This is a genomic window from Streptomyces sp. NPDC059002, assembly GCF_042740435.1.
Classification (GTDB): Bacteria; Actinomycetota; Actinomycetes; order Streptomycetales; family Streptomycetaceae; genus Streptomyces.
Map to the genome: position 1 here is coordinate 201,125 of NZ_JBHYJI010000007.1, position 19,566 is coordinate 220,690.

18 protein-coding genes are annotated in these 19,566 nt (G+C 72.6%); 4 read left to right on the forward strand and 14 right to left on the reverse strand.

All coding sequences use genetic code 11. The annotated features are described in order from the left end of the window. Positions 1-21: 21 nt before the first annotated feature. Together ACFWZ2_RS09715 and ACFWZ2_RS09720 are read right to left on the reverse strand one after the other, a co-directional pair. Complete coding sequence (locus ACFWZ2_RS09715; protein WP_384544139.1) at positions 22-672, reverse strand: hypothetical protein; 651 nt, start codon at positions 670-672, stop codon at positions 22-24. 122 nt (positions 673-794) lie between these two features. Then, positions 795-2,078 carry an adenylosuccinate synthase gene (locus ACFWZ2_RS09720; protein WP_384544141.1) on the reverse strand — a complete coding sequence of 428 codons (1,284 nt, stop codon included), beginning with the start codon at positions 2,076-2,078 and terminating at the stop codon, positions 795-797. A gap of 163 nt (positions 2,079-2,241) precedes the next feature. Here ACFWZ2_RS09720 and ACFWZ2_RS09725 point away from each other — a divergent pair, with 163 nt between their 5' ends. After that, entirely contained in the window at positions 2,242-3,117 is an 876-nt protein-coding gene (locus ACFWZ2_RS09725; protein WP_384544143.1) for a diacylglycerol kinase family protein, read from the forward strand. A 40-nt stretch (positions 3,118-3,157) separates the two neighbouring features. On the opposite strand, the gene ACFWZ2_RS09730 is transcribed toward ACFWZ2_RS09725, so the two are convergent. Then, positions 3,158-3,667 (reverse strand): GbsR/MarR family transcriptional regulator, encoded by a 510-nt coding sequence (locus ACFWZ2_RS09730; RefSeq protein ID WP_384544145.1) that lies wholly within the window; start codon positions 3,665-3,667, stop codon positions 3,158-3,160. 93 nt (positions 3,668-3,760) lie between these two features. Between ACFWZ2_RS09730 and ACFWZ2_RS09735 the strand changes: the two genes are divergently transcribed. Both ACFWZ2_RS09735 and ACFWZ2_RS09740 read left to right on the forward strand, forming a co-directional pair. Further along, positions 3,761-4,669: an ATP-binding cassette domain-containing protein gene (locus ACFWZ2_RS09735; RefSeq protein ID WP_384544147.1), complete on the forward strand. Its 909-nt coding sequence runs from the start codon at positions 3,761-3,763 to the stop codon at positions 4,667-4,669. Beyond that, the gene (locus ACFWZ2_RS09740; RefSeq protein ID WP_384544149.1) at positions 4,666-6,291 is read left to right on the forward strand and encodes an ABC transporter permease; all 1,626 of its coding nucleotides are present in this window, start codon (positions 4,666-4,668) and stop codon (positions 6,289-6,291) included. Before ACFWZ2_RS09735 ends, ACFWZ2_RS09740 begins: the two co-directional genes overlap by 4 nt. A gap of 81 nt (positions 6,292-6,372) precedes the next feature. Here the strand turns inward: ACFWZ2_RS09740 and ACFWZ2_RS09745 are convergent, their stop codons facing one another. The 11 genes from ACFWZ2_RS09745 to ACFWZ2_RS09795 form a co-directional block, all read right to left on the reverse strand. Next, complete coding sequence (locus ACFWZ2_RS09745) at positions 6,373-7,599, reverse strand: cytochrome P450 (RefSeq protein WP_384544151.1); 1,227 nt, start codon at positions 7,597-7,599, stop codon at positions 6,373-6,375. 194 nt (positions 7,600-7,793) lie between these two features. Then, positions 7,794-8,462 (reverse strand): response regulator, encoded by a 669-nt coding sequence (locus ACFWZ2_RS09750; protein ID WP_384544153.1) that lies wholly within the window; start codon positions 8,460-8,462, stop codon positions 7,794-7,796. Continuing rightward, on the reverse strand, positions 8,459-9,853 hold the full coding sequence (locus ACFWZ2_RS09755) for a sensor histidine kinase (protein ID WP_384544155.1): 1,395 nt from the start codon (positions 9,851-9,853) through the stop codon (positions 8,459-8,461). Before ACFWZ2_RS09755 ends, ACFWZ2_RS09750 begins: the two co-directional genes overlap by 4 nt. Positions 9,854-10,008: 155 nt before the next feature. Further along, entirely contained in the window at positions 10,009-10,680 is a 672-nt protein-coding gene (locus ACFWZ2_RS09760) for a response regulator (protein WP_384544157.1), read from the reverse strand. Beyond that, positions 10,677-11,987, reverse strand: coding sequence for a sensor histidine kinase (locus tag ACFWZ2_RS09765; RefSeq protein ID WP_384544159.1), 1,311 nt, complete (start codon positions 11,985-11,987; stop codon positions 10,677-10,679). The genes ACFWZ2_RS09760 and ACFWZ2_RS09765 overlap by 4 nt, the downstream gene beginning before the upstream one ends. 4 nt (positions 11,988-11,991) lie before the next feature. Continuing rightward, positions 11,992-13,209 carry an acyltransferase gene (locus tag ACFWZ2_RS09770; RefSeq protein WP_384544161.1) on the reverse strand — a complete coding sequence of 406 codons (1,218 nt, stop codon included), beginning with the start codon at positions 13,207-13,209 and terminating at the stop codon, positions 11,992-11,994. Continuing rightward, on the reverse strand, positions 13,202-14,155 hold the full coding sequence (locus ACFWZ2_RS09775; protein ID WP_384544163.1) for an alpha/beta hydrolase: 954 nt from the start codon (positions 14,153-14,155) through the stop codon (positions 13,202-13,204). The genes ACFWZ2_RS09770 and ACFWZ2_RS09775 overlap by 8 nt, the downstream gene beginning before the upstream one ends. Positions 14,156-14,387: 232 nt before the next feature. Next, the gene (locus tag ACFWZ2_RS09780; RefSeq protein WP_384544165.1) at positions 14,388-15,278 is read right to left on the reverse strand and encodes an alpha/beta hydrolase family protein; all 891 of its coding nucleotides are present in this window, start codon (positions 15,276-15,278) and stop codon (positions 14,388-14,390) included. Positions 15,279-15,392: 114 nt separating this feature from the next. Next, on the reverse strand, positions 15,393-16,619 hold the full coding sequence (gene kynU / locus ACFWZ2_RS09785; protein ID WP_384544167.1) for a kynureninase: 1,227 nt from the start codon (positions 16,617-16,619) through the stop codon (positions 15,393-15,395). After that, positions 16,612-17,484, reverse strand: a complete 873-nt coding sequence (locus tag ACFWZ2_RS09790; RefSeq protein ID WP_384544169.1) for a tryptophan 2,3-dioxygenase family protein — start codon at positions 17,482-17,484, stop codon at positions 16,612-16,614. Before ACFWZ2_RS09790 ends, kynU begins: the two co-directional genes overlap by 8 nt. Before the next feature lie 174 nt (positions 17,485-17,658). Next, on the reverse strand, positions 17,659-18,246 hold the full coding sequence (locus ACFWZ2_RS09795; protein WP_384544171.1) for a CGNR zinc finger domain-containing protein: 588 nt from the start codon (positions 18,244-18,246) through the stop codon (positions 17,659-17,661). Between the two features lie 109 nt (positions 18,247-18,355). Here ACFWZ2_RS09795 and ACFWZ2_RS09800 point away from each other — a divergent pair, with 109 nt between their 5' ends. Next, positions 18,356-19,483 carry an NADH:flavin oxidoreductase gene (locus tag ACFWZ2_RS09800; protein WP_384544173.1) on the forward strand — a complete coding sequence of 376 codons (1,128 nt, stop codon included), beginning with the start codon at positions 18,356-18,358 and terminating at the stop codon, positions 19,481-19,483. The last annotated feature ends 83 nt before the right edge of the window (positions 19,484-19,566 follow it).

Sequence of the window (19,566 nt, forward strand, 5' to 3'; positions counted from 1 at the left end):
GCAGGCCGGCGAAGACACCGCTCAGGGCCCCGGGGCCAGCACCGCACAGGAACGGTCCACCCTTCGCCGCCCCAGCACGAATTCCCCCTTGCCGCCGATGACCCCGGTGTCCGGCCACTTCACGCGGGCGTAGGCCCGGGCCCAGTACACGGTGCCCGCGGCGCCCCCTTCCAGGGTGTACGCGCTCTCGGGCGTGACCAGGGACTCGGCCCCCTTGCCCTCCTGCGGCCCGGCCCTGACCTCGGCGGGCAGCAGTTCCACCTCGTCGAGGTAGACGCGGGCGGATTCCGCGATCCCGTCGATGTTCGTCTCCGCGCGCAGGCGGCAGCCCGTCGTCGAGGGGGTGCCTTTGACGCGGATGTGCCACTGGGCCGTCAGCGGTCCGGACGTGGCGTTCGACTTCAAGGGCCGGGTCTCGCTCCAGAGTTCCCGTTCGGGAGCGGTGGGCCGACCGGTGTCGGCGGTGGTCTGCCCCGTGCTCCCGCTGCTCCCGCCGTCCCCGCCGACGCCCCCGTCCCCACCGCCTTGCTGGGAGCAGTACGTGGCGAGGGCCGCGATGAGCGCGGCCGCGACGGTCGCCGCCCCGGTGATCCAGGCGGCGCGGGCCGCCCCGTGCGACGCGTGCGGATCGGGCGCCGGCGAGGGCGCCGGCGGTGGTGCGTTCGTCGTCATGGTGCAGTTTCCGCCGCCCTGCCCCGGATCAGGAATACGCCGGATACATGAGTGCGCCCCCGCTCGACGAAGCCGAACGGGGGCGCACCGACACATAGGAGCCGGACTACCGGAGCACCGGACTAGATGAACGAGTTGATCTCGATCGTCTCCGTGCGGCCCGGACCCACGCCGATCGCGGAGATCGGCGCGCCGGACATCTCCTCCAGGGCCTTCACGTAACCCTGCGCGTTCTTCGGCAGGTCGGAGAAGGTCTGGGCCTTGGTGATGTCCTCGGACCAGCCGGGGAGCATTTCGTAGATCGGCTTCGCGTGGTGGAAGTCGGTCTGGGAGTACGGGAGTTCCTCGACGCGCTTGCCGTCGATCTCGTACGCCACGCACACCGGGATCTGCTCCCAGCCGGTGAGGACGTCGAGCTTGGTGAGGAAGAAGTCCGTCAGACCGTTCACGCGGGTCGCGTAGCGGGCGATCGGCGCGTCGAACCAGCCGCAGCGGCGGTCCCGGCCCGTCGTCACGCCGCGCTCGCCGCCGATGCGGCGCAGTGCCTCGCCGTCGTCGTCGAAGAGCTCGGTCGGGAACGGGCCCGCGCCGACGCGGGTCGTGTACGCCTTGAGGATGCCGATGACGCGGCTGATCTTCGTCGGGCCCACGCCCGCACCCGTGCAGGCGCCGCCCGCGGTCGGGTTCGAGGAGGTGACGAAGGGGTACGTGCCGTGGTCCACGTCCAGGAGCGTGCCCTGGCCGCCCTCGAACAGGACGACCTTGTCCTCGTCGAGCGCGTTGTTCAGGATCAGCGTGGTGTCGGCGACGTACTGCTTGATGCTCTCGCCGTGCTCCAGGAGCTGCTCGACGATCGCGGCGGACTCGATCGCGCGCCGGTTGAAGACCTTGGTGAGCAGCTGGTTCTTCTGCTCGAGGGCCGCCTCGACCTTCTGCGTGAGGATCGACTCGTCGTAGAGGTCCTGCACGCGGATGCCGGTGCGGTTGATCTTGTCGGCGTAGGTCGGGCCGATGCCGCGCCCCGTCGTGCCGATCTTGCGCTTGCCGAGGAAACGCTCCGTCACCTTGTCGACGGTGACGTTGTACGGCGTGATGATGTGCGCGTTACCGCTGATCAGCAGCTTCGACGTGTCGACGCCGCGCTCGTTCAGACCGCTCAGCTCGGAGAGCAGGACCGACGGGTCGACGACGACTCCATTGCCGATGACCGGGACACAGTCCGGGGAGAGAATCCCGGAAGGGAGGAGATGCAGCGCGTACTTCTGGTCGCCCACGACGACCGTGTGGCCGGCGTTGTTGCCGCCCTGGTAGCGCACTACATAGTCCACCGAGCCACCGAGCAGGTCAGTGGCCTTTCCCTTGCCTTCGTCACCCCACTGAGCACCGAGCAGCACAAGTGCGGGCACAGGCGTACACCCCTTCCGGGCGGGGCATGTCCAAGGTCTGGGGCCGTAGCCGCCGTATGGGTGTGCCTTGGATGCTGCCCCGGAATAGACGAAGCCCCTGGCGCAATAGCGCAAGGGGCTCTTGCACAAAGATGCTACCCGAGGACGAAAGAAAGGGCGCACGTTGTCGGCTCGCGACCAGCTGCTCGTCGTCATCGACCCGGTCGCCCGGCGCACGGACGGTGAGTCGGTACGGATCGCGAAGGACGTGCTCGGCGCGGGCGCGGCGGTCCGTGTCGCCCTGCCGGACGGCCCCGAGGACTTCACGAAAGCCCTGGCCAGACGGGGTGCGCGGCGGCTCGTGGTGGTCGGCGACGACCGGGCGCTGCTGCGGGCCGTCGGGGCGCTGCACCGGGAGCGGGATCTGACCGCGTGCACGCTTTCGGTCGTTCCTGTGGGCGCCGCGCAGACGCTCGCGCGGGCGCTCGGGGTGCCCGCGGGGGCGGTCGCCGCGGCGCGTGCGGTCCTCGAGGGCGCCGAGCGGCGGCTCGATCTGCTCGTCGACGACAGCGACGGGGTGGTGCTCGGGGATCTCCGGATCCCGCCGATCGCGGCGGCTCCCGGGGGCGCCGAGGCGGGCGCGGACGCCGAGGGGCACGCCCCCGCGTCCGCCTCCGCCGCGGAGGGCCACACCTGGTTGCGCACCTGCCAGTCCTTCGTACGCACCCTCGCCGCACGCCCCTCGCGGGCACCGGCGGCACCGGCGCCCTCACCGGCCCGGCTGCGGGTCGAGGCGGACGGCGTCACGCTGGTCGACCTCGACAGGACCGTCGAGGGCGTCCGCGTCCTGGTCTCCACGGGCACCGGCGGCCTCGCCCAGGTGGAGGTCCGCCCCTCGTCGGTCGGCGCGGAGGCGGCGCCCCTGCGGGTGCGGGCCCGCACGGTGACGGTCTCCGGCGCGGACTTCCGCTACCGCGCGGACGCGGTGGTGGCGGGCCCGGTCCGCACGAGGACGTGGACGGTACGGCCGAGGGCCTGGGGCCTGACGCTGCCGAGGTGAGGGGACGGCCCTACGGGATACGAGGTACGGGATACGGGGGCTACTTCGGGCCGAACAACATCTCCCGGTGCACGCGCCAGCGATCCATCATCCCCGTCAGCTCCCCCTGCACGAACTCGAAGAACGCCAGCGTCTCCGTGAGCCGCTGCCCCGCGGGTGTGTCCTCGCCGAGGCTCACGACGCCGTCGCGGATCGCGTCCTCCCAGCGCTTGAGTACCGAGTCCCGGTTGCCGAGCGCCTCGTACCACTGGTCGCTGTGCACCCGGAAGATGTCGCGCCGCGTGCCGGGCTCCCGTTCGCGGTTGACCATGTGCTGCTGCGTCAGATAGCGCACGGCGCCGGAGACGGCCGCGGGGCTGACCCGCAGGCGTTCGCCGAGTTCCGCCGAGGTGAGCGCGCCCGAGTCGGAGGCGAGCAGCGCGGCGAAGACCCGCGACGGCATCCGTGGCATGCCCGCCTCGACGAGCTGTGAGGCGAACTTCTCCACGAACCGGGCAACGGACTCCTCGTCGGCCTTCCGTCGGGCTCCCTGCGTCTCTTCCTTGGCCATCTGCCGATCCTCTCCCCTGGTCACCACCGCATAGGCGAGTTTATACGCTTCCTTAACTTCACAAGTTTGTGAAAGTAGCGTACGTTCAGAAACATGACGAAGGCAATCACCGTCTCCGGACTGCACAAGTCGTTCGGCAGGACGCATGCGCTGGACGGCCTCGACCTGGACGTCGAGACCGGTGAGGTGCACGGCTTCCTCGGCCCCAACGGCTCCGGGAAGTCCACCACCATCCGCGTCCTGCTCGGCCTCCTTCGCGCCGACTCCGGCGCCGCGCAGCTGCTCGGCGGGGACCCGTGGCACGACGCCGTCGCCCTGCACCGCCGCATCGCGTACGTCCCCGGGGACGTCACCCTGTGGCGCAACCTCTCCGGGGGCGAAGTCATCGACCTGTACGGGAAGTTGCGGGGCGGCCTCGACAAGGCCAGGCGCGCCGACCTCGTCGAGCGGTTCGAGCTCGACCCCACCAAGAAGGGCCGCACCTACTCCAAGGGCAACCGGCAGAAGGTCGCCCTGGTCGCCGCCTTCGCGTCCGACGTCGACCTGCTGATCCTCGACGAACCGACCTCCGGCCTCGACCCGTTGATGGAGGAGGTCTTCCAGAGCTGCGTCGAGGAGGAACGCGACCGGGGCCGGACGATCCTGCTCTCGTCGCACATCCTCAGCGAGGTCGAGACGCTCTGCGACCGCGTCAGCATCATCAGGAAGGGCCGGACCGTCGAGACCGGTTCGCTGGCCGATCTGCGCCATCTGACGCGGACCAGCGTCACCGCCGAACTCGCGGGCGCCCCCAACGGCCTCGCCAGGCTGCCCGGCGTGCACGACCTCGACGTCCAGGGGCACCGGGTCAGGCTGCAGGTCGACACCGACAAGCTCGACGCCGTGCTCAAGTCGCTCACCGAGTCGGGGATCCGCTCGCTGACCAGCACCCCGCCCACCCTGGAGGAGCTGTTCCTGCGGCACTACCAGGAGGACGTGCACGAAGAGGCGATGACACGATGACCGCCACCACCGCCCCCGCCGCCAACACCGGCCACCCGCAGAGGACCGGCGGATCGCGCCAACTCGCGGGCACCGGCGCCCTGTTGCGGCTCGCGCTGCGCCGCGACCGGGTGATGATGCCGGTCTGGATCCTGATCGTCTCCGGCATGGTCCTCGCCATGCCGGGCTCGCTGGAGAGCATCTACGGCACGGCCGCCGAACGCGCCGACGCGATGGAGTCGATGAACTCCAACTCCTCGATGCGCGCCATGTACGGGCCGGTCTTCGGCGACTCCATCGGCGCCCTCGCCGCCTGGCGCATCGGCGTCTACGCGGGGATCCTCGCCGCCGTGATGAGCCTCGTCATCGTCATCAGGCACACCCGCGACGAGGAGGAGTCCGGGCGCCAGGAGATGCTCTCCGCGGCCATGGTGGGCCGGCGCGCACCCCTCACCGCCGCGCTGCTCGCCGCGTTCGCCGCCGACGCCGCGGCCGGACTGCTCATCACCGCGGGCATGGCGGGCCACGACTCGGCCGGTGCGCTCGCGCTCGGCGTCGGCGTCGCGGGCACCGGCATGCTGTTCGCCACCATGGCGGCGATCGCCGCCCAGCTCACCGAGAGCGCACGGCTCGCCAAGGGCATCACCGCCGCGGTCCTCGGCACGGCGTTCGTGCTGCGGGCCGCGGGCGACGCGGGCACGGAGTCCGGCTCCTCCCCGCTGACCTGGCTCTCACCGCTCGGCTGGCAGGAGAACCTGCGGGCGTACGCGGGTGAGCGCTGGTGGGTCGTGCTGCTCGTCGGCGCCGCGATCCTGGCGCAGGGCGTCGTCGCGTACGAACTGGCGGGGCGCCGCGACATCGGCATGAGCTTCCTGCCGACGCGGCCGGGACCCGCGCGCGGCGGGCTCGGCACGGCGGGCGCGCTCGCCTGGCGGCTGCAGCGGGGCAGCGTGTCCGGCTGGCTCGCCGGGTTCCTGCTCGCCGGGATCGTGTTCGGCGGGATGGCGGACGGCGCGGCCGACATCGTCGGCGACAACGAAAGCACCCGCGACATCATCGAGCGGATGGGCGGCCAGTCGGGCCTGACCGACGCCTTCCTCGCCACCATCGTCGGCATGTTCGGCATGATCGCCGCGCTGTACATCGCGGCGTCCGTGCTGCGGCTGCACGGCGAGGAGACCTCGCAGCGCGCCGAGCCGGTGCTCGCGGGCGCGGTGGGGCGGCTGCGCTGGGCGGCGGGCCATCTGGTGATCGCGTTCGGCGGGGCGGTGCTCCTGATGCTGGCCGCCGGGCTCGGCATGGCCATCGGGCACGGCGCGGACGCCGGTGCCGTCATCGGCGCGTGCCTGGCGCAGCTGCCCGCGGTCTGGGCGCTCGGCGGGCTCACGGTGCTGCTCGTCGGGGCGTACCCGAAGGCCGCCGTCGCCTCCTGGGCGGTGGTCGGGGTCTGCCTCGCGATCGGCTGGATCGGCCCGGCGCTCGACCTGCCGCAGGCGGTCATGGACCTGTCCCCCTTCGGCCATCTGCCGAAGCTGCCGGGCGGCGACCCGAACTGGCCGCCGGTCCTGCTCCTGACGCTGGTCGCGGCGGCCCTTGTGGGCGCGGGGCTCGCGGGGCTGCGGCGCCGCGACATGATCAACTGAGGGGCCCCGCAAGGGGCGCGGCGAACTGCGCGACCAGCCACATGCGGCCCGCGGGCAACGACGAAGGACCAGCAACGAAGGTCACACTTCGACCAGCAGTCCCGTGAGCCCCCGCATCACGAAATTCGGCCGCCGCCCGGGCTCCGCGGCCATCCTCAGCCGCGGAGCCCGGCGCAGCAACGCCCCCAAGGACGCGGCCAGTTCGATACGGGCGAGCGGCGCGCCGATGCAGTAGTGGATGCCCGCGCCGAAGGAGATGTGCGGGTTGTCCGCGCGGGCGATGTCCAGCTCGGCGGGGGCCGCGAAAACCGCCGGGTCGTGGTTGGCGGAGCCGAAGAGCAGGGCGACCTCCGCGCCGCGCGGGATCCGGACGCCGCCGACCTCGATGTCCTCAAGGACCCACCGTTCGAAGAGCTGGAGCGGGGTGTCGTGGCGCAGCAGCTCCTCCACCGCCGTGGGGACGAGCGACGCCGGGTCCGCGCGCAGGGCGGCGAGTTGGGCCGGTGCGCGGAACAGCGCGTACCAGCCGTTGACCGTGGCGTTCACCGTCGCCTCGTGCCCCGCGTTCAGGAGCAGCACGCAGGTGGAGATCATCTCCTGCTCGCTGAGGGACTCCCCGTCCTCGTACGCGGCGATGAGCCCGGAGATCAGGTCGTCCCCCGGATCCGCGCGCCGCACCGCGATCAACTCCCGCAGATACGCGGTGAATTCCAGCGACGCGCGGACCGCACGGGCGGCCGTCTCCTCGGAGGGGTTCAGCTCGTACATGCCGCAGATGTCGGCCGACCAGGGGCGGAGCAGATTCCGGTCCCCCTCGGGGACACCCAGCATCTCGCCGATCACCGCCACGGGGAGCGGTTCGGCGACCCTCGCGGCGAGGTCGCCGCCGCCGTCCGCCACGAGGTCGCGGACCAGGCGGTCCGCCAACTCCTCCACGTACGGCCTGAGTTGCTCGACCGTACGCGGCGTGAACGCCTTGGCGACCAGGCGCCGGATGCGGGTGTGCGTGGGCGCCTCCAGGTCGAGCATGCCGTTGTCGTTGAGCACGTGGAACGCCTCGTGCTCCGGGGGCGGGGCTGCTCGGCCGAACTCCTCGTGGGTGAAGCGGTGCAGGTAGGTGCGGCCCAGTCTGCGGTCTCGGAGGAGAGTGGAGACGTCTTTGTGGTGGGGGATCAGCCACTGGTTCGTCGGCGGGTAGTGGTGGGCCCGTCCCGCCTCGCGCAGGGCCGCGTACGCGGGGTAGGGGTCGGCCAGGAACTCCGGGTCGCCGGGGGCGAATGCCGCGAGGGCGGCGGGGGCGGTGTCCATGCGGTGACGTTAGGCGTTCTGCGGGATTACGTCTGCGGGTTTCGTCTCGGTTGCTCGCGCCCACGCGGCGGAGCCGCATATGTCACAGCCCCGCGCCCCTTAACAGCGCCCCTGACGGGGCGCCCCGTCAGGGGCGCGGGGAACTGCGCGACAAGCCCCCACCGGCCCGCGGGCAAAAGAACACGGAAGCCCCCTCACCCAGGAGTCACCAAACGCGCCTCGTAGGCGAAGACCGCCGCCTGCGTGCGGTCCCGCAGGCCCAGTTTGACCAGGATGCGGCTGACATGGGTCTTGATCGTGGACTCGGCCACGACGAGGTGAGAGGCGATCTCGGCGTTCGACAGACCCTGCGCGATGAGGACAAGGACCTCCGTCTCGCGTTCGGTGAGTTCGCCGTACTGCTGGGACTGGACCGCGGCGGACAGCCGGGGGGACTCCGCGAGTTTGGAGAACTCCGTGATCAGGCGGCGCGTCACGGTGGGCGCGAGGAGGGCCTCGCCCGACGCCACCACCCGTACGCCGTCCGCGAGTTGGCGGGCGGACGCGTCCTTGAGCAGGAAGCCGGAGGCGCCCGCGCGCAGTGCCTGGTAGACGTACTCGTCGAGGTCGAACGTGGTCAGGACGAGAACCTTGGCCGCGTCCTGGGACGCGACGATCTCCCTGGTCGCCTCGATGCCGTTCAGCTCCGGCATGCGGATGTCCATCAGGACGACGTCGGGGGCGAGTTCGCGGACCCGCTCGACCGCCTCGCGGCCGTTGACCGCCTCGCCGACGACCTCCATGTCCGGCATCGCGTTCAGCAGCACCGAGAAGCCCTCGCGGACCATCATCTGGTCGTCCGCGATCAGGATCCGGATGGTCATGCGTCCTCCCCCGCGGGGTCGATGCGCGGCTCGCTCGCGACGGGCAGGAAGACGGTGACCTCGTAGCCGCCCTCCGCCGTGCTCTCCGCGGTCATCTCGCCGTCCAGCATCGAGACCCGCTCGCGCATGCCCGTTATTCCGTGCCCTGCTCCCTCCAAAAGGGGCGGGCGAAGCCCTCGTTGAGGGGCGGTGGTCGGGTGACGGGCGGGCGGTTTGACCAGGCCCTTCGCGGGGCCGTTCACGATGCGCAGGCCCAGGCCGCCGAGGACGTACCCCACCTCGACGCGGGCGGCGGCGCCCGGCGCGTGGCGCAGGCTGTTGCTCAGTGCCTCCTGCACGATCCGGTACGCCGACAGCTCGACGCCCTGCGGGAGTTCACGGGCCGCGCCGGTGACCACCTTGTCGACGGTCAGGCCCGCGTCGCGGACGTTGTCGAGGAGCCGGTCGAGGTCGGCGAGCGTGGGCTGCGGGGCGTCCGGCGCCTCGTAGTCCTCGGCCCGTACGACACCGAGGACGCGGCGCAGTTCGGTGAGCGCGGCCACCGCGTTCTCGCGGATCGTCACGAACGCCTGCTCCAGCTCGGGCGGCGGGTTCTCCACCCGGTAGGGCGCGGCCTCGGCCTGGATGGCGACCACCGACATGTGGTGCGCGACCACGTCGTGCAGCTCGCGGGCGATGTTGGTGCGCTCCTCAAGGAGCGTGCGCTTGTCGCGCTCGATGGCGGTGACGGTGCGCTGCACGGTGACCTCGCGCTGCGCCTCGCGCCGTACGTGCACCACCGTGGTGACGAGCAGCGCGAGCGCGGAGAAGAACAGCATCGGCGCGGCGTCGGACGACCCCGGGCCGCCGCCCAGGAACACCTCGGCGACCAGGCCGAAGGCGGCCGTCCCGAGCCACATCCACCCGGCGGTGCGCGGTCCCGTCCGCGCCGCGACCACGACCATCACCACGATGTGCGCGAAGAAGGACGGCGGCGCCCACGGCCAGCCGTCGAAGGAGCTCCCGAGCCCCGCCATGACCGGGGTCGACGCCAGCGACATCCAGAACGCGCCGACCGGCCTGATCAGCGTCATCAGGATGATCGCCGCCGGGATGAGGCCCGTGAGCAGATGCGAGACCTCGTCGCTGCCCAGGCCCACCTGGTAGCCGATGGAGATGCTGATCACGGCCGCGGCGGCCACGAGGGTGTGCGGGGTCCAGACGGCGTACCCGCGTATCCGCTTCGGCAGGAGGCGGGCCGCCCGCCCGACGGTCTCCCTGGGCGGCAGCAGCCGGTAGGCGAAGGCGTCGTGGAACAGCGCCTCGCGCAGGCCGCCGAAGGCCTCGCGCACGAGGCGGTACTCGGGGCTCTTCTGGCCTCTGGCCTTGAGCTGCTCAGTCGTGTCTGTCACGGCTACGACGGTACGGGGGTGCGGCCGATGGGTCGTCCATAGCGAGAGGGGTTCCCTGCCGTCCGTCGCAGGTACTACGTCACTGCTCGGGGCTCCGCCCCGGACCCCGCTCCTCAAACGCCGGAGGGGCTGATTCTTGCCGGAGGGGCTGTTGCTCAAAAGCCCGACGGCCTCACCACGCCCGTCTCGTACGCGTACACCGCCGCCTGTGTGCGGTCGCGCAGGTCCAGTTTCACCAGGATGCGGCCCACGTGGGTCTTCACGGTCTGCTCGGCCACCACCAGCTTCGTCGCTATCTCCGCGTTCGAGAGGCCGCGTGCGATCAGGGCGAGGACCTCCGTCTCGCGCTCGGTGAGGCCGCCCGCCCGGGGCTTCAGGGGGCCGCCGGGGCCGCCCCCGTCCAGGCGGGCGAACTGGGCGATCAGGCGCCGGGTGATGCCGGGGGCGAGCAGCGCGTCGCCCGCGGCGACCACCCGGACCGCCTCGGCGAGCTGGTCGGCCGAGGCGTCCTTGAGCAGGAACCCGGAGGCCCCGGCCCGCAGCGCCTCGTACACGTACTCGTCGAGGTCGAAGGTCGTCAGGACGAGCACCCTGATGCCGGGCAGCCGGGACGTGATGCGGCGGGTGGCCTCGATGCCGCTCAGTCCGGGCATGCGGATGTCCATCAGGACCACGTCGGGGGTGAGTCCGGTGACCTGGGCGACCGCGTCCTCGCCGTCGACGGCCTGGCCGATCACCTCGATGTCGGGTTCGGCGTTCAGCAGGACGGAGAAGCCCTGCCTGACCATGATCTGGTCGTCGGCGATCAGGACGCGGATCGTCGTCATGTCTGGTACTCCCCCTTGGTGAGTGCGTGGCCGTGGGTCGGCAGGAAGGCGGACACCTCGTAGCCGCCGTCGGGTGTGGGGCCCGTGGCCAGGTCGCCGCCCAGCATGGCGGTCCGCTCGCGCATCCCGAGCAGTCCGTGTCCGGCGCCCGGCGACTGCGGGGCCTTCGTGCGCGGGACGGTGTTGGTGATCCGTACGCGCAGTCCGGGCGCGCTGTGCGCGAGAGCGATCCGCACGGTCGAGCCCGGTGCGTGCCGGATCGCGTTGCTCAGTGCCTCCTGCACGATGCGGTACGCCGAGAGGTCCACGCCGGGCGGCAGCGGGCGCGGCTCCCCGGACTGCTCGCAGTGGACGGTCAGGCCCGCGAGGCGGGCGTTGTCCAGGAGTCCTTCGATGCGCTCCAGGGTGGGCAGCGGGGCCTGCGGCGCGGCGTCGGCGTCCTCGGGGTCCGCCGAGCGCAGCACGCCGAGCACCCGGCGGAGTTCGGTGAGCGCTTCGAGGGCGTTCTGCCGGATGCCCGCGAGGTTCTCCCGCAGCGCGTCGGGCGGGTCCTCGACGAGGTGCGGGGCGACCTGCGCCTGGATGGAGATCACGGACATGTGGTGGGCGACCACGTCGTGCAGCTCGCGGGCGATGCGGCCGCGCTCCTCCAGGAGCGTGCGCCTGGCCCGCTCCTCGGCGGTGCGCGTCTGCTGCTCGACGAGCCGGGTGCGGTCCTCGCGGCGACCGCGCAGGATGATGCCGATGAGCGTGAGGGCGCCGAACACGAGGGCGATGAGGGGCATCGTGTTGTCGTACGCGTACGGGGCGCGCCACTCCTGGAGCAGCGGGAGCGCTCCGGCGCTGAGCGCGAGCGCCACGAGGGCGGCCCTGGTCGGCAGGCGCAGCGCGAGCAGCAGGGTGACCACGGCGTGCGCGAAGAAGCCGGGCGGACCCCAGGGCCAGGGTTCGGGCCCGTCCTCCACCGTGATCTGCCCGGTCGCGCAGAGCGCGGCCACGATGGTCGACACCAGGGAGAGCCAGAAGCCGAGGGCGGGGCGCCACAGGGCGATGACGACGCCGATGCCCTGCGCGAGGCTCGTCGCGAGGCCGAGCCAGAGCCCGAGGCCGTAGCGCTGCACCAGCTGGTCGAGGTTGCCGAGGAACGTCAGGACGCCGGTCAGGACGACCCCGACGTGCGGCAGCCAGCGCAGTCGGCGAGCGCGTGCGAGCGGCGGCAGCGGCCTGGCCGCCACCGTCAACAGCTCCGCACGGACCGACCGCAGGGCTCCCGCCACGGACGCCCCGAAGCCGCCCTCGTCACTCACAAGATCAACTCTGGGCACGCCGCACCGCCCTCGCTCCCGCGTCCCCGGACGGCCTGTGCACCCGCACCGGACGCGAACCACCCCTGCTCTTCCTTCGTCCCCCTTGTTCGTAGGTCCGAAAGGCCGTCCAGCACACCGCGAGGGCCAGTGCGAACACCGGGAGCCAGGCGAGCCTGGCCGCGACCCAGCCGAGGCCGTCGGGAACCGTGTGCAGGCCGGGCAGCGGGGCGCCCGCGAGGAGGCCCAGCGCGGTGACCGCCATCAGCGCCGTCTGGTGCCAGAGGAAGATCGTCATCGCGGAGAGGTTCGCGAGGGCCACCGCCGCCCAGGCCGTCGGGCGGCGCATCCAGCGGCACAGCGGTTCCCTGAGGAGCAGTGCGAGGCCGCACTGGGCGAGGCCGAAGGCGACGGCCGCGAGCGTGGGCGGATTGAGGTTCGACGTCGAAGCGCCGGGGACGCCGACCATGGCTGCCGGGTAGCCGCCCCAGAGGACGAGACCGGCGGTCGCGGCCGCGCCGCCGAGCAGCAGGACCTGTCCTGAGCGCCGCGTCAGCTCGCCCCGCGTCCAGGCGGCGCCGACGGTGTACGGCACGAGCCAGCCCGCCGCCAGGTTGATCCAGCCGAGCCAGGCGGGGCCGCCGAAGCCGAATCGGACGAGGTCCACGTGGAGTACGACGGCCAGCGGCCACAGCGGGTTGAGCCGCGCCACCAGCGGGGTGGCCGCGGTGAGTCCGGCGAACACCAGCAGGAACCACATCGGCGAGAGCGCCAGCTTGATGAGCGTGTGCACCGTGTCCGGGCCGGCGCCCGACAGGACGAGGCCCGCGCCGACGGCCGTCCACAGCGCGAGCACCGCGGCGACCGGCCGGAAGAGCCGGCCGAGCCTGGCGGTGAGCCACGGTCCGTAGCCGATCCCGCGGGCCCGCGCCGACGCGTAACCCTTCGTCGCCACATGCCCGCCGACCAGGAAGAACACCGCGAGTGTCTGGAACACCCAGGAGACCGGGGCCAGCCAGGGCAGGTGCCGCAGCGGGCTCGCCGCGTGCAGCGTGCCGCCGTCGGACACCAGGGCGGTGACCAGCCAGTGGCCGCCGACGACACCGAGGATGGCGAAGGCCCGCAGGGCGTCGACGGCGCGGTCCCTGTCCGGGGGCGTCGCGGCGTCGATCCGCCGGGCGAGACCGGCCCCCGCACGCACCCTCCTCCGTACGAACTCACGCATGAGTGACCTCCGATGCGTCCCCGCTCACGATCCGGGCGAGGTTGTCGAGCGATACGGATCCCGGCTTCAGGTAGTCGCTGTGGCCGCCGTCGCCCGCCGCGAAGACGCGGGCGCCGAAGTCTCCGGAGACCGGGTCGGTGCCGAAGCCGACGGTGGTGCCGAAGAGGCCCACGCTGGTGTGCGGCACGTCGGCGATCCAGTCGTCGGCGCCGCGGCCCGCCCAGATCCGGGCGGTCGTGTGCAGGTCGGCGGCCTTGTCGGCACCCGTCCCCGGGCTGCCGTAGAAGGCGATGTCGGCGACGCGCAGGCCGCGCGGGTCCGCCGCCGCTCCGGCGCACACCACCGAGCCGTACGAGTGGCAGAGCAGGGACACGCGCGCGTGGGCGTTGATGTCGCGCAGCCCCGCGACGAAGGACCGCAGTGCGGGCGCCGCCTGCTCGGCCCGCCCCGTGGTGAGGACGGCGGGGCTGACGGTGCCCGGCGTCTCGTAGCCGAGCCAGGCGATGACGGCCGTGCGCGGGCCCAGTTCGGCGTGCAGGGCGAGGGCGCCGTTGCGGAACCTGCCGTACGCGTCGAGGGAGGTGTCGGAGCCCGGCACCAGGACGGCGACGCGGTCCGCGGCCGCCAGGTCGCCGAACACCTCCGCGGTGCGGCCCGCGCCGCGTCCGTCGAAGGCGAGGAACTGCCGGGAGCGCGCGGCCATGGAGCGGAGCTCGGCGGCGCGGCTGCGGGCGCCGTACCGCTCGGCCATGGCGGCGGCCGCTGTGGCGTTCGCCCTGTTCGCGGCGTACGCGTGGGTCAGTGTGCGCGCCGTGACGTGGCCGAGCTCGGCGGGGGCGGGGGCCGGGATGCCCGGGCGGGCGGCGGCCGACACCGGGATCACCACGGCGGCGGCGACACCGGCGGCCAACAGGGTGCGGCGCAGCCGCCCGGCCCGGATCCTCATGCGGTTTCCCTTCCGTCCGCGGGCCGGTTCGCCGACTCGCGCTCATGGAAAGGAAGTTAGGGATCAGGTGCCGTCGCCCACATCACGCCGGAGTATGCAGCTGAAACGTAGCTCTCAGGTATTACGGGTAGCCCTGGGGATCTACCCCAGGGGCCGCGACGTCACCCCCGGTCGTACGCCTCGGCCGCCCCGGCCGGGTGTGCGCCTCGACCGCCCCGACCGGGCGTACGCCTCAGAACGCCAACTGCGCGATCTCCTCGGCGACCACCGCGCACGCGTCCGCCGCCGGGTCGATCAGCGGGAAGTGCCCGACGTCCTCTAGCAGCGTCAGGCCCACCACCTCGCCCGCCCGCGCGGCCGCGTCGGCATACGCCTCGGCCACCGCGTACGGCACGGTGATGTCGGTGCGGCCCTGCACCACGGTCGTGGCGATGCCCGTCGGGAGCAGCGCGGCCGGATCGGCGTACGGCAGCCGCTCCTCGAACTTGTCGTCGCCGCCCAGGAATTGCGCGGAAGCGCCGCCGCAGACGCCCAGTTCCTCGGCGACCCGGAAGTCGGCGATCGGCGCGAGCGAGACGACGCCGCGCAGCGGGGCGGGCCGGTCGGTGTGCCAGGGCGCGTCGGCGGGCAGCACATGCCGGGCGGCCGCCCAGAGCGCGAGGTGGCCGCCCGCGGAGTGGCCGGTCACGACAGTGCGGCGCGGATCGGCCGACGGCAGGGCGTCGCGCACGAGGGCGGGCAGCGCGTCGAACACGGCGGCCACGTCGTCGAAGGTCTCCGGCCAGCGCCCGGCGACCGGGCCCGCACCGCCCTGCGCGGGAATCGAACTGCCCCTGCGGTACTCGACGTTGGCCACCGCGAAGCCGCGGCGGGCGAGGAAGTCGGCGAAGGGCGTGATGTGCTGCCGGTCGTACGGGGCCCGCCACGCGCCGCCGTGCAGCAGGACGACGAGGGGGGCGGAACGTTCACGTTCCGTGCCAGGACCGCCGCGCGGCGCGTAGAAGTCGACCACCTGGTCGGGGTGTTCGCCGTACGCGGCGGTGGCGTCCGGCTTCACGGCGGGATGCGAGAAGGCGGCTTCGGCCTCGGCGGCATCGCGGGCCACGGCGGCGTCGTCCGGCATGCGGAAACCTCTCAACTGCGGTGCGGCTAACAGGCGGGTCGCGCCCGTCCCGCCCGGTCCGGCCGGGAGACCGGCAGGACCGGGAAGAACGGGAGCAAGATCCGCCGGACGCTATCAGGCCAGCGTGCGCGCCAGAACCCGGGCCGCACGCTCCGCGTCGGCGAAGGACACGTACAAGGGTGTGAATCCGAAGCGCAGCACGTCCGGCGCGCGGTAGTCGCCGACCACCCCCTGCTCGATCAGGCGCTTCATGACGTCCCCCGCACCCTCGCAGCGCAGCGCGACCTGGCTGCCGCGCTCGGCGTGCGCGCGCGGGGTGACGGGCTCGACCCGCCCCTCGGGGACGTACGCCTCGACGCACCGCAGGAAGAAGTCGGTCAGGGCGAGGGACTTGGCCCGCACCGTGTCGACCGAGACGCCCTCCCACACGTCGAGCGCCGCCTCAAGGGCGAGCATCGACAGGATGTCCGGCGTGCCGACGCGACCGCGCAGCGCACCGTCCGCCGCCTCGAACTCGGGCCGCATGCCGAAGGGTTGGGCGTGCGAGTTCCAGCCGGGCAGCGGCGAGTCGAAGCGGCTCTGCAGCTCTTCGCGTACGTAGAGGTAGGCGGGCGAACCCGGGCCGCCGTTCAGGTACTTGTAGGTGCAGCCCACCGCAAGGTCCACGCCGTGCGCGTCGAGGCCGACGGGCAGGGCGCCCGCCGTGTGGCACAGGTCCCAGACGGCGAGCGCGCCCGCCGCGTGGATCCGGGCCGTGAGACCCGGCAGATCGTGCAGTCTGCCGGTGCGGTAGTCGGCGTGGTTGAGCAGGACGGCGGCCGTGCGGTCGCCGAGGACGCCCGGCACGTCGCCCGGGGTCACCGGGATCAGCCGGCAGCCGGTGAGGCGCGCGGCGGACTCGGCGATGTACCCGTCCGTGGGGAAGGTCGTGGCGTCAACGACGATCTCGTCACGCCCCTCGTCCGGGTCGCGGGCCATGCGTACGGCGGCGACCAGGGCCTTGAAGACGTTCACACTGGTCGAGTCGCCGACGACGATCTGGCCGGGGGCGGCGCCGACCAGCGGGGCGATGCGGTCCCCGATGCGTTCGGGGGCGGTCCACCAGCCGCTCTCGTCCCAGGAGCGGATGCGGAGCGTGCCCCACTCGTGGGTCATGACCTCGGCCAGCCTGCCCGGCACGTTCGCCGGCAGGGCGCCCAGCGAGTTGCCGTCCAGATAGACCGTGTCGTCCAGGACGAACTCGGCGCGCTTGGCGCGGAGCACGTCGTCGGCGTCCAGCTTCGCCGCCTCGGCCGCAAGGCCGGAATCGGTCCCGGACAGGGCCCCTCCGGTCTCAGACATGGCTCCTCGCCGTCCACAGCTCGGGGAAGACGTTCTTGACCGCGCGCTTCTCCAGCCACGCCACACCGGCCGAGCCGCCCGTGCCGGTCTTGGATCCCATCGCGCGCCGGGTGGCGACCAGGTGGTCGTTGCGCCAGCGCCAGATCAGTTCGCCGACGTCCGTCAACGTCTCGCCCAGGCGGGCGAGTTCGCCGCTCTCGTCGCCGGAGTACAGCTCCGTCCAGACGGCCTCGACCTCCGGGGAGGGCTCGTAGCGCCGGGACAGGTCGCGCTCCAGGACGGCGTCGGGCACCGCGTAGCCGCGCCGCGCGAGGAGCCGCAGCACCTCGTCGTACAGGCTGGGCTCCTGCAGCGCCTTCTCCAGCTCGGCGTGCACACGGGGCGCGCCCCGGTGCGGGACCAGCATGGACGCGGACTTCTCGCCGAGCAGGAACTCCATGCGGCGGTACATCGCGGACTGGAATCCGGAGCCCTCGCCGAGCGCGCCGCGGTAGGAGTTGAACTGCGCGGGCGTCAGCTGGGCGAGCGGGCGCCAGGAGGCGTTCAGGGCGTCCAGCTCGCGGATGCTGCGCTTGAGCGCCGCCACCGCGACGGGGATGTCGTCGCGGCGCAGGGCGCCCGCCGCGGTCTCCCACTCGTGCACGATCACCGTGAACCACAGCTCCATGACCTGGGTGGTGACCAGGAAGACCATCTCGCCGGGGTCGTCCGAGCGCGGGTGCTGGAGGTGGGTGAGGACGTCCGCCTGGACGTAGTCCTCGTAGGGGGTGGTGCCTGCGAAGTCGAGGTTCGGGGCCTCGGAAGGCTCGGTGGCCGCTGTGGCCTCGGGCGCCGCCGTGGACGCCTCATGCGCCTTTGGGGACATCGCTGTCTCCTCGATACGTACTCCGGGTAGCGGTCCGCCCCTGCCGTTATCGGCACGGGGGCCCCGGTCCCCACCGGAATCTTCTGCAACTTCGCGGGAATCGGCAAGGTCCCCCCGAGCCCGCCGACACAGCACCTAAAGCAGTACGCAGATGTCGCCCTCGGCGATCCGCCCTCAGCTCTGCGCCCGGCGGCGCTCCCGGCAGGCCCGCAGATGGGCGGCGTTCCCGCAGCCGCGCACCGAGTGCCAGACGCCGCTGTTGTTGCGGGAGCGGTCGTAGAAGGCGGCCGCGCAGTCTTCATTGCGGCAGATCTTCAGCCGGCGCCAGACGCCCGACGCCTGGGCGAGCAGCGCCTCGGCGAGCACGGCCGACGCCAGCCAGCGGGCGCCCGCGCCTTCCGGCTCCACGGTCAGCGCCCCGTCGCCCGAGAGCGCGACCACGACCGGCGCCGAGGTGAAGCGCACCGCGTCCCCGCCCTGGTCGCCCGCGGCGAGCGCGCGGCGCAGCTGGTGCCGCAGGCAGCGCAGCTGGGGCAGGTCGTCGGCCGCGAGGACCAGGCGCACATCGCCCCTCCCGGTCTCCCGCGACCAGCCGCGCACCGCCTGGTCGGCCCACTCCTGGGCGCGGTCGAGTGCCCCGTCGGCGAGCAGGTCGACGGGGTCCGCGTGACCGGCGGGCGCGGTGTTCAGGAGCTCCTGGACGAGGGCGAGGCCGCCGGGCGCGGGGGTCAGACAGTGGCGCTCGGTCGCGGGCCAGTTCATGACGTTCACGGTACCCCCTCGACGTAGACATCGGTAAACGGCTTACAGTGCTGTCAGACGCGTATCACCGTGTTCGCACCGGACACACGGAAGACCCTCGGGAGACCGCATGGAAGCCACGGAAACCACCACGTCACGAGCCGCGCGGGTCCTCGGGCGCCCCTTCGACATCAACGGCCTCACCCTGCGCAACCGCATCGCCATGGCCCCCATGACCCGCGAGTTCTCGCCGGACGGCGTGCCGGGCGCGGACGTCGCGGAGTACTACGCGCGGCGCGCCGCGGGCGGCGTCGGCCTGATCGTCACCGAGGGCACCTACGTCGACCACGCGTCGGCGGGCAGCAGCCACCGCGTCCCGCACTTCCACGGCGACGCCGCGCTCGCGGGCTGGCAGCAGGTCGCCGAGGCCGTGCACGCGGCGGGCGGCCGGATCGTCCCGCAGCTGTGGCACGTCGGCGTGACCCGCAACGAGGGCGACGGACCCTTCACCGACGCGCCCCCGGCAGGCCCCTCCGGCCTCGACCTGGACGGCTCCGCCAAGGGCCACGCGCTGACCTCCGCCGACGTCGACGAGATCATCGCGGCCTTCGCCCGCGCCGCGGCCGACGCCGAGCGGATCGGCTTCGACGGCATCGAACTGCACGGCGCGCACGGCTACTTGATCGACCAGTTCCTCTGGAGCGTCACCAACCGCCGCACCGACGGCTACGGCGGCGACCTCGCGTCCCGCACCCGGTTCGCGACCGAGATCGTCGAGGCGGTGCGCGCGGCGGTCTCGCCGACGTTCCCCGTGATCTTCCGTCTCTCGCAGTGGAAGGCGAACGCGTTCGACGCGCGGCTCGCCACGGATCCGGCCGAACTGGACTCGCTGCTCGCCCCGTTGGCGGCCGCGGGCGTCGACGCGTTCCACGCGTCCACGCGCCGCTACTGGCTCCCCGAGTTCGAGGGCGACGACCTCAACCTCGCGGGCTGGGTCAAGAAGCTCACCGGCAAGGCCACGCTGTCCGTCGGCTCGGTCGGCCTCGACAAGGAGTTCGTCGGGCCGCAGGGCTGGGCCAAGGAGACCGTGTCCACGGGGATCGAGCTGCTCCTCGACCGCATGGAGCGGGAGGAGTTCGATGTGATCGCGGTGGGGCGGTCGCTGATCGCGGATCCTGAGTGGGCGAACAAGGCGCTCGCCGGCCGCCTTTCGGAGGCGGCGCCCTACGATGCGGCTCTGCTCCGTTCGCTGCGCTGACTCCGTCTTCGTCCGCCGCTTTGTTGTGGCTGGGCGCACAGTTCCCCGCGCCCCTGAAGGGGCCGCCCGCGCCCCGTACGGGG

Bases quoted from the DNA above. Each gene is read 5' to 3' on its own strand.
- ACFWZ2_RS09715 (WP_384544139.1), bottom strand. From the start codon at position 672: ATGACGACGAACGCACCACCGCCGGCGCCCTCGCCGGCGCCCGATCCG.
- ACFWZ2_RS09730 (WP_384544145.1), bottom strand. From the start codon at position 3,667: ATGGCCAAGGAAGAGACGCAGGGAGCCCGACGGAAGGCCGACGAGGAG.
- ACFWZ2_RS09735 (WP_384544147.1), top strand. From the start codon at position 3,761: ATGACGAAGGCAATCACCGTCTCCGGACTGCACAAGTCGTTCGGCAGG.
- ACFWZ2_RS09740 (WP_384544149.1), top strand. From the start codon at position 4,666: ATGACCGCCACCACCGCCCCCGCCGCCAACACCGGCCACCCGCAGAGG.
- ACFWZ2_RS09745 (WP_384544151.1), bottom strand. From the start codon at position 7,599: ATGGACACCGCCCCCGCCGCCCTCGCGGCATTCGCCCCCGGCGACCCG.
- ACFWZ2_RS09750 (WP_384544153.1), bottom strand. From the start codon at position 8,462: ATGACCATCCGGATCCTGATCGCGGACGACCAGATGATGGTCCGCGAG.
- ACFWZ2_RS09760 (WP_384544157.1), bottom strand. From the start codon at position 10,680: ATGACGACGATCCGCGTCCTGATCGCCGACGACCAGATCATGGTCAGG.
- ACFWZ2_RS09770 (WP_384544161.1), bottom strand. From the start codon at position 13,209: ATGCGTGAGTTCGTACGGAGGAGGGTGCGTGCGGGGGCCGGTCTCGCC.
- ACFWZ2_RS09775 (WP_384544163.1), bottom strand. From the start codon at position 14,155: ATGAGGATCCGGGCCGGGCGGCTGCGCCGCACCCTGTTGGCCGCCGGT.
- ACFWZ2_RS09780 (WP_384544165.1), bottom strand. From the start codon at position 15,278: ATGCCGGACGACGCCGCCGTGGCCCGCGATGCCGCCGAGGCCGAAGCC.
- kynU (WP_384544167.1), bottom strand. From the start codon at position 16,619: ATGTCTGAGACCGGAGGGGCCCTGTCCGGGACCGATTCCGGCCTTGCG.
- ACFWZ2_RS09790 (WP_384544169.1), bottom strand. From the start codon at position 17,484: ATGTCCCCAAAGGCGCATGAGGCGTCCACGGCGGCGCCCGAGGCCACA.
- ACFWZ2_RS09795 (WP_384544171.1), bottom strand. From the start codon at position 18,246: ATGAACTGGCCCGCGACCGAGCGCCACTGTCTGACCCCCGCGCCCGGC.
- ACFWZ2_RS09800 (WP_384544173.1), top strand. From the start codon at position 18,356: ATGGAAGCCACGGAAACCACCACGTCACGAGCCGCGCGGGTCCTCGGG.